This is a genomic window from Mesorhizobium sp. M7A.F.Ca.US.002.01.1.1, from assembly GCF_004022955.1.
Classification (GTDB): domain Bacteria; phylum Pseudomonadota; class Alphaproteobacteria; order Rhizobiales; family Rhizobiaceae; genus Mesorhizobium; species Mesorhizobium ciceri.
Genome location: NZ_RZQE01000356.1, coordinates 1 through 6,190, shown reverse-complemented (window position 1 = coordinate 6,190; position 6,190 = coordinate 1). Strand labels below are relative to the sequence as shown.

General features: G+C 63.4%; 6 protein-coding genes and 1 pseudogene. 3 read left to right on the top strand and 4 right to left on the bottom strand.

Translation table 11 applies throughout. From position 1 onward, the window contains the following. The 3 genes and pseudogenes from EN932_RS39095 to EN932_RS26275 form a co-directional block, all read left to right on the top strand. Positions 1-127, top strand: a pseudogene (locus tag EN932_RS39095) (MoxR family ATPase); the annotation flags it as partial. 50 nt (positions 128-177) lie between these two features. Then, complete coding sequence (locus EN932_RS26280; protein ID WP_127369130.1) at positions 178-1,314, top strand: VWA domain-containing protein; 1,137 nt, start codon at positions 178-180, stop codon at positions 1,312-1,314. After that, on the top strand, positions 1,314-2,201 hold the full coding sequence (locus tag EN932_RS26275; protein ID WP_164753885.1) for an amidohydrolase: 888 nt from the start codon (positions 1,314-1,316) through the stop codon (positions 2,199-2,201). Before EN932_RS26280 ends, EN932_RS26275 begins: the two co-directional genes overlap by 1 nt. A gap of 4 nt (positions 2,202-2,205) precedes the next feature. Here EN932_RS26275 and EN932_RS26270 read toward each other — a convergent pair whose 3' ends face one another. The 4 genes from EN932_RS26270 to EN932_RS26255 all read right to left on the bottom strand — a co-directional run. Then, a complete protein-coding gene (locus tag EN932_RS26270; RefSeq protein ID WP_127369128.1) occupies positions 2,206-2,613 on the bottom strand; it encodes a carboxymuconolactone decarboxylase family protein in 408 nt (135 codons plus the stop codon). A gap of 219 nt (positions 2,614-2,832) precedes the next feature. Next, complete coding sequence (locus tag EN932_RS26265) at positions 2,833-4,329, bottom strand: sugar ABC transporter ATP-binding protein (RefSeq protein ID WP_013530841.1); 1,497 nt, start codon at positions 4,327-4,329, stop codon at positions 2,833-2,835. Further along, positions 4,329-5,384 (bottom strand): hypothetical protein, encoded by a 1,056-nt coding sequence (locus EN932_RS26260; RefSeq protein WP_127385518.1) that lies wholly within the window; start codon positions 5,382-5,384, stop codon positions 4,329-4,331. The genes EN932_RS26265 and EN932_RS26260 overlap by 1 nt, the downstream gene beginning before the upstream one ends. Further along, positions 5,381-6,190, bottom strand: an 810-nt coding sequence (locus EN932_RS26255) for an SMP-30/gluconolactonase/LRE family protein (RefSeq protein WP_164890626.1), incomplete at its 5' end; no start/stop codon positions are given. The genes EN932_RS26260 and EN932_RS26255, both read right to left, overlap by 4 nt.

Here is a 6,190-nt window from a genome sequence, read left to right as displayed (position 1 = left end):
GGAGAAGGGCGGCAGCCCGTGGCCGGAAGCCTTCCGCCGCGCCATCGGCGTGCTGATCAAGGACGAGGAAGACCTTTCCTACATTGCGCCGGAGCTTGGACGGATCGTCGAGGAGGCACTGGCGTGACGCGGGAGGTCATTTCGCAAGGCTGGCGGGACAGAGGGGGGCGACACAGAATGATGCGGGAAACAAGCCTCCCCCGCGCCGCCTCCCCATTCCTGGGTTTTGCCAGGCTCTTGCGCCGCTACGGCTTTGCCATAGCCCCCGAGCAAGTCTCCTGTTTCATGCAGGCGGTGACGTTGCTCGGTCCACGCTCGATGGCCGACATCCGCGAGGCGGCCCTCGCCACCCTGGCGCCGCCGCCCGACCGCCGCGACGAATTCGAAGCGCATTTCCAGAGCCATTTCTATGGCAACACATCTGCCATAGTCGAAGGCGACGCCGACGAGGAAACCCGCATCAAGGATGATGGCGGTGCGAGCCAGGAAGAGATCGAGGTCATCAGCCATCAGGAAGGTGGCAAACTCTCTTCCGGAGCCGAACAACTGAGTACCCGCGATTTCAAGCGCGACGACGACAACCTTGCCGCTTTCCGCCGCAGGCTCGCTTCAGCCTTGCCCGTCCGCCGCTCGTTCCGCACCGTGCGCACGCATTCGCGCGGCAAGCTCGATCTGCGCCGGTCGCTGCGGGAAATCGTCAGCGCCGATGGCGACGTACCCTCGCCGCTGCTGCGCCGCCGCCAGACCGTGCCGCGCAAGCTGCTGCTCCTGATCGACGTTTCCGGCTCGATGAAGCTGCACACCGCGGACTATCTGAAGCTGGCGCATGCCGCCGTGCAAGGCGCGGACCGCGCCGAAATCTTCACCTTCGGCACGCGGCTGACCCGCATCACCGCGGCATTGCGCATCCGCGACCGCGACCAGGCATTGGCCCGCGCCGCAGCCCAGGTCGACGATTGGGACGGCGGCACCCGCATGGGCCCGACGCTGCTCGCCTTCCTATCGGTGCCGCGCTTTTCAGCCTTTGCACGCGGTGCCGCTATCGTCATCCTGTCCGACGCGCTGGAACGCGGCGATCATGCCGAGTTGGAGACAGCCATGCGGCGGCTGAGCGTCCGCGCCTTCCGGCTGTCGCTGGCTACACCTTTGGCCGGCGACCCGCGCTTCCGGCCGGCAACGGCGGCACTTCGCGCCATCCTGCCCGACCTCGACGATCTCGTCGACGGCTCGTCGCTTGCCGGTCTCACCGATTTCATCCTGTCGCTCGCCCGCCCTGCTCCGGCGGCGGCGACAATCTGGAAGAGGGTTTCATGATGCAGAAAACCATCGACGCACATTTTCACATCTGGCGCCAACAGGACCAGCCATGGCTGGTCGGACCGATGGTGCCGCGCATCTTCGGCCCCTACGAACCGATCCGGCGCGACTATCCGATCGAGGAATTTCTCGAAGACCAGAGGGATTCAGGCGTCGAGAAGGCCGTCTACGTCCAGACCAACTGGGCCAAGGAGGATTTCGAGAAGGAAGTCGCTTTCCTGCAGAAGACGTCCGACGAAACCGGCTGGCCGCATGCCATCGTCGGCTACACCGACATGACCGTCGACGATATCAGGCCTCAGATCGATCGCTTGATGAAATACAAGCTGCTGCGCGGCGTGCGCATGCAGTTGCACTGGCACGAGACCCCGGCCTTCCGCTTCGCCGCCTTCGCCGATCAGGTGATCGACCCGAAAGTGCGCGCCAATGTGGCGCGGCTCAAGGATTATGGCCTGTCCTTCGACCTGCAGCTCTTCCCCGCCCAGATGAAGGACGGCCTGACGCTGGTCGGCGAGAACCCCGAAACGAATTTCATCCTCACCCATGCAGGCATGCTGACCGGCATGGAACCGGAAACCACCGAGGCCTGGAAGGCAGGCCTGCAAACGCTGTCGGCGGCGCCCAATCTTTACGCCAAGCTGTCGGGCCTCGGCACCTTCGTCCACCGCAACGATCCCCTGCTGATCGCCTATGTCGTAGACAACGCGATCGATATCCTGGGTGCCGACCATTTGATGTTCGGCTCGAACTTCCCGATCGAGAAGCTGTGGACCAGCCACGCTGAGCTGATCAAGGCGCACCGCGACGCGGTGGCCAAGCATGGTGCGGTGGCCGAGGCGGATATCTTCTGGAACACGGCGGAGAAGGTTTACCGGCCAGTGTGACGCCTCACTTCACCTCGAACTGCGGATCGACTGAAATCTGCATCGCCGTCACCAGATGGTTGGTCTGGCCGGCGAGCCCGATGATCGACACCAGTTCGCCATGCTGCGCATCGGTCATGCCCTTGGCGCGGGCTGCAGCCGTGTGCGAGTGGACGCAGTAGGAGCAGCCATTGGCGGTCGACACCGCGATGTAGATCATCTCCTTGGTCAGCGGATCGATGGCGCTGTCGGCGACCATCACCACCTTCAACTGTTCCCAGATCCGCTTCAGCGCCGAAGGATCATTGGCCAGCCCGCGCCAGAAATTGTTGACGAAATCGGATTTGCGCGTCGCGCGGATGTCGTCGAACACGGCTTTCACGGCGGGAATCTTTTCGACCTCGGCATCGCTGAGGAGTTTTGTGGTGGCCATGGGGTTTTTCCTTCGTTGGATCGTTGCGTGAATTGAATCAGGTCTTGAGCAATTGCGGCCAATCCACTCGTCCGATTCACTTTTCCAGCGCCGGCGTCTAGATTCAGGTCAGGCCGAGTCGAAAATGGTGAGTTCCGAGAACCGGAGCGGAGCGTACTTTTCGTACGTGAGCACCGGAAGCGCAGGAAACCGCCATTTGCAGGCCGGCCTCACCTGAATCTAATGCACGGCCGCGTACATGATCTTCTCCTCCGTGGCCTCCGCCGGCGAAAACTCCTCGACGATGCGGCCCTGGCGGCAGACCAGGATGCGGTCGGACAGGTTCATGATCTCCGGCAGGTAGGACGAGATGACGACGACGGCCAGCCCCTCATCGGCCAGCCGGTTGATGATCTGGTGGATCTCGGCGATCGCGCCGACATCGACGCCACGTGTCGGCTCGTCGAAGATGACGATGCGCGGCTTCTGCACCAGCCCCTTGCCGATCACCACCTTCTGCTGGTTGCCGCCTGACAGCTCGACGACGCGCGCATTGTCGTTGATTGCCTTGATGTTCAGCGTCTTCGTCCATTCGGCCGAGAGCGCGCGCATCTCCTGCGTGTTGATCACCCAGGCCTTTTCGCGACCCGCCGCCAGCAGTCCGCCGAACAGGTTTTCGGCAATGCCCATCGTCTCGAAGATGCCTTCGCTCTTGCGGTCCTCGGTGACATAGACGATGCCGTCGGCCACCGCTTCGCTCGGCACGAGATAGCGCACCGGTCTGTCATCGAGTTCAATCGCGCCGCCGCGCAGGAAATCCCGCTTGTAGATGCCTGAGACGATCTTGAATGTCTCGGTGCGGCCGGAGCCGATCAGCCCGAACACGCCGGTGATCTGGCCCTCGAAGATCGAAAAAGAGGTGTTGCGCACGACATTGCTCATCGAAATGTCCTGCACCGACAGCACTTTCTTGCCCGCCTTGCGCAGCTTCGCTTCGTCGCGCTGGCGGTAGATCTGTCCCGATAGCGTGCGCCCGACCATGGCGGAAACGATCCTGTCGCGGTCGAAGGCGGATGTGTCGTCGGTAATGACCAGCTCGCCGTCGCGCAGGATGGTGATGCGGTCGGCGATATCGAGCGCCTCTTCCAGCGCATGGCTGATGAAGACGATCGAGACGCCGCCCGCCTTCAGCCGGCGGATCAGCGCGAAGAAGTGCCGCTTCTCCTCCGGCGTCAGCGTCGCCGTCGGCTCGTCGAAGATGATGATCTCGGCATTGTGGTGGACGGCGCGCGCGATCTCGACCATCTGCCGCTTGGCGGCGCCCAACGTTGCCACCATGGCGTTGGGGTCGACCGGAAAATTCAGCGACTGCAGGAACTGCTGCGCTGAAATGTAGGTGCCGCGCAGCCGGTTGAGGAACTTTTCGGTGCCGAGATAAAGGTTCTGCGCCACCGTCATCGACGGCACCAGGCTGGTCTCCTGGAACACCATCGCGATGCCGGCTTCAAGCGCTGCGTGCGGCGAGGCGTAGGCGATTTCCTGGCCCTTGTGGAACATCTTGCCCGAGGTGGCATCGACCACACCGGCGATGATCTTGGTCAGCGTCGATTTTCCCGCGCCGTTCTCGCCGAGCAGCGCATGGATCTCGCCCTTGCGCAGTTCGAAGCTGACGTTCTTCACCGCGGGCACGCCGCGATAATTCTTGGTGACGTTTTCCAGCCGAACGATCGGTTCCATCAGAAACCTCCCGAAGCGAGGTCGATCGCCAGCACGCAGTCGCCGCCTCTGGAGGCGACAAACAGCCGGCCGTCCTTTTCCGCAACGCTGCAGATGCCATGACGCGTGCCGTTGGCGCGGCTGTGCAGGCTGAACAGCGGCTGCATCTTCTGGTCGAGCCTGACCACCAGCCCATAGGAGCGGCTCGGCGACCACGGCTTGTGGATGCCCATGGTGCGGATGCCGCCGCATTGCAGCGGCTCGAGGAAGCTGCGGCTGGACGCCAGTGCCGGCGCGATCCAGTAGGCCGGCGGCACTTGGCTCAGCATGTCCTGCCGGTAATGCGTTTCCTGCAGCACGAATTCGATCAGCCGGTTGCGCGGCGCAAACAAGGTCAGCCAGGCCCCACCATCGGCGGACGGCGACAGCCGTGCGGGATATCCCGGCAGATGCGTCAGAACCGTCGAACGGCTGCCCGTCGCGCCGCCGAAACGCACCAACTGATGGCGCCAGCTTTCACTGACAAGCACATCCTTGCCGACAGGATGCAGCCCGTAGGGAAAGGCAATGTCGCCGGCAAGCTTGCGAAAATCACCGCCTGCCGCGTCTCGCTTCCAGAGCGAACCGGACGCGCCCTTCTTCATCAGATCGGCGGCCCATTGCGATGGCGCATGCTCGGCCGAGCCGTTCGCCAGCCACAGCGTGCCGTCATCCGCATAGGCTAGTGCGGTGATGCAGCTGATCCCGGCCGGCAGTGAAACGTCGCTGCCGCCAATCAGCAACTTGCCGCTTTCCAGCCCGACCGTCAGTTCGCCCAATGGCGACAGCGCCAGCGCGGTGACGGCAGACGGAAAGGTCTCGACCACGACAGGTTGCGCTCCAGCAGCAATCGAATGGATGGCGTTGCCGCTGGAGACCAGCAGCCTGTCACCGGTAACCAGCAGATTATCCGGTTCCGTCAGCTCGGCAAAAGCCGGCGCATCATCCAGCCGCGTATTGGGGCGAAAAGCGCCGTCGAGCGGCGGGATGGTCACCGCCTTGCCGCGGAACAGGTCGAGCACCGGGTCGAGGATCATGGCTTTGCTCCCCAATAGGAAGCGGGGCTGGTCCAGTTCGGGTCGGCGCCTGCAATCTTGTAGCGGCCGATGCGGTTGTTGAGGATGCCGCCGACGAACAGATACCCCTTGTGCTCGCGCATCGAGGTGACCATCGGGTGCGCGCCGCCGGTGAGGTCGCCCATCGCCTCGACGATGCCGCCCTTCTCTGTGAATTTCACCACGCCGCCGGTGTTGATGTTGGGGAACAGCCATTCGTCCTGCGGCAGCCGGCGCGTCATGCGCTTGCGCATGTCGGGATGGCGCAGCGACAGGTCGAAGCTCGGCGTGCGCATGCCGAGCCACGCCATCCAGTAATTGCCGTCGGAGGCGCGGTTGATGTTGTCGGGATAGCCCGGCATGTCGCGGATGACGCATTCGGCGGTGCCGGCCTTCGGCCCCTCCAGCCAATAGCGGTGCACGCGGCAGGCCCAGCTTTCGGCGAAGAACAGCGACTTGCCGTCATGCGCCATGCACACACCGTTGGTGTAGCGATAGCCGTCGAGCAACGTCTTCGTCGAGCCGTCCTTCGGGTCGTAGACCAGCAGCCGGCCGGTGGCGCGGTTCTCGATCGAATCCAGCGCCCAGTCATGCGCATCGTAGCGCTTGGTCGAGTCGGTGAAATAGATGCGCCCATCGGGTGCGATGTCGCAGTCATTGGGGTCACGCAGCCGTGCATCGTCGACGATCGAGGTCAACGAGCGCGACGTTTCGGCCGACAGTCTTTTGACCTCACGATCCGGCGAGACGGAGTAGAGCCCCATCGCGCCGACGCAGCTGATCAGATT

Bases quoted from the DNA above. Each gene is read 5' to 3' on its own strand.
- EN932_RS26280 (WP_127369130.1), top strand. From the start codon at position 178: ATGATGCGGGAAACAAGCCTCCCCCGCGCCGCCTCCCCATTCCTGGGT.
- EN932_RS26275 (WP_164753885.1), top strand. From the start codon at position 1,314: ATGCAGAAAACCATCGACGCACATTTTCACATCTGGCGCCAACAGGAC.
- EN932_RS26270 (WP_127369128.1), bottom strand. From the start codon at position 2,613: ATGGCCACCACAAAACTCCTCAGCGATGCCGAGGTCGAAAAGATTCCC.
- EN932_RS26265 (WP_013530841.1), bottom strand. From the start codon at position 4,329: ATGGAACCGATCGTTCGGCTGGAAAACGTCACCAAGAATTATCGCGGC.
- EN932_RS26260 (WP_127385518.1), bottom strand. From the start codon at position 5,384: ATGATCCTCGACCCGGTGCTCGACCTGTTCCGCGGCAAGGCGGTGACC.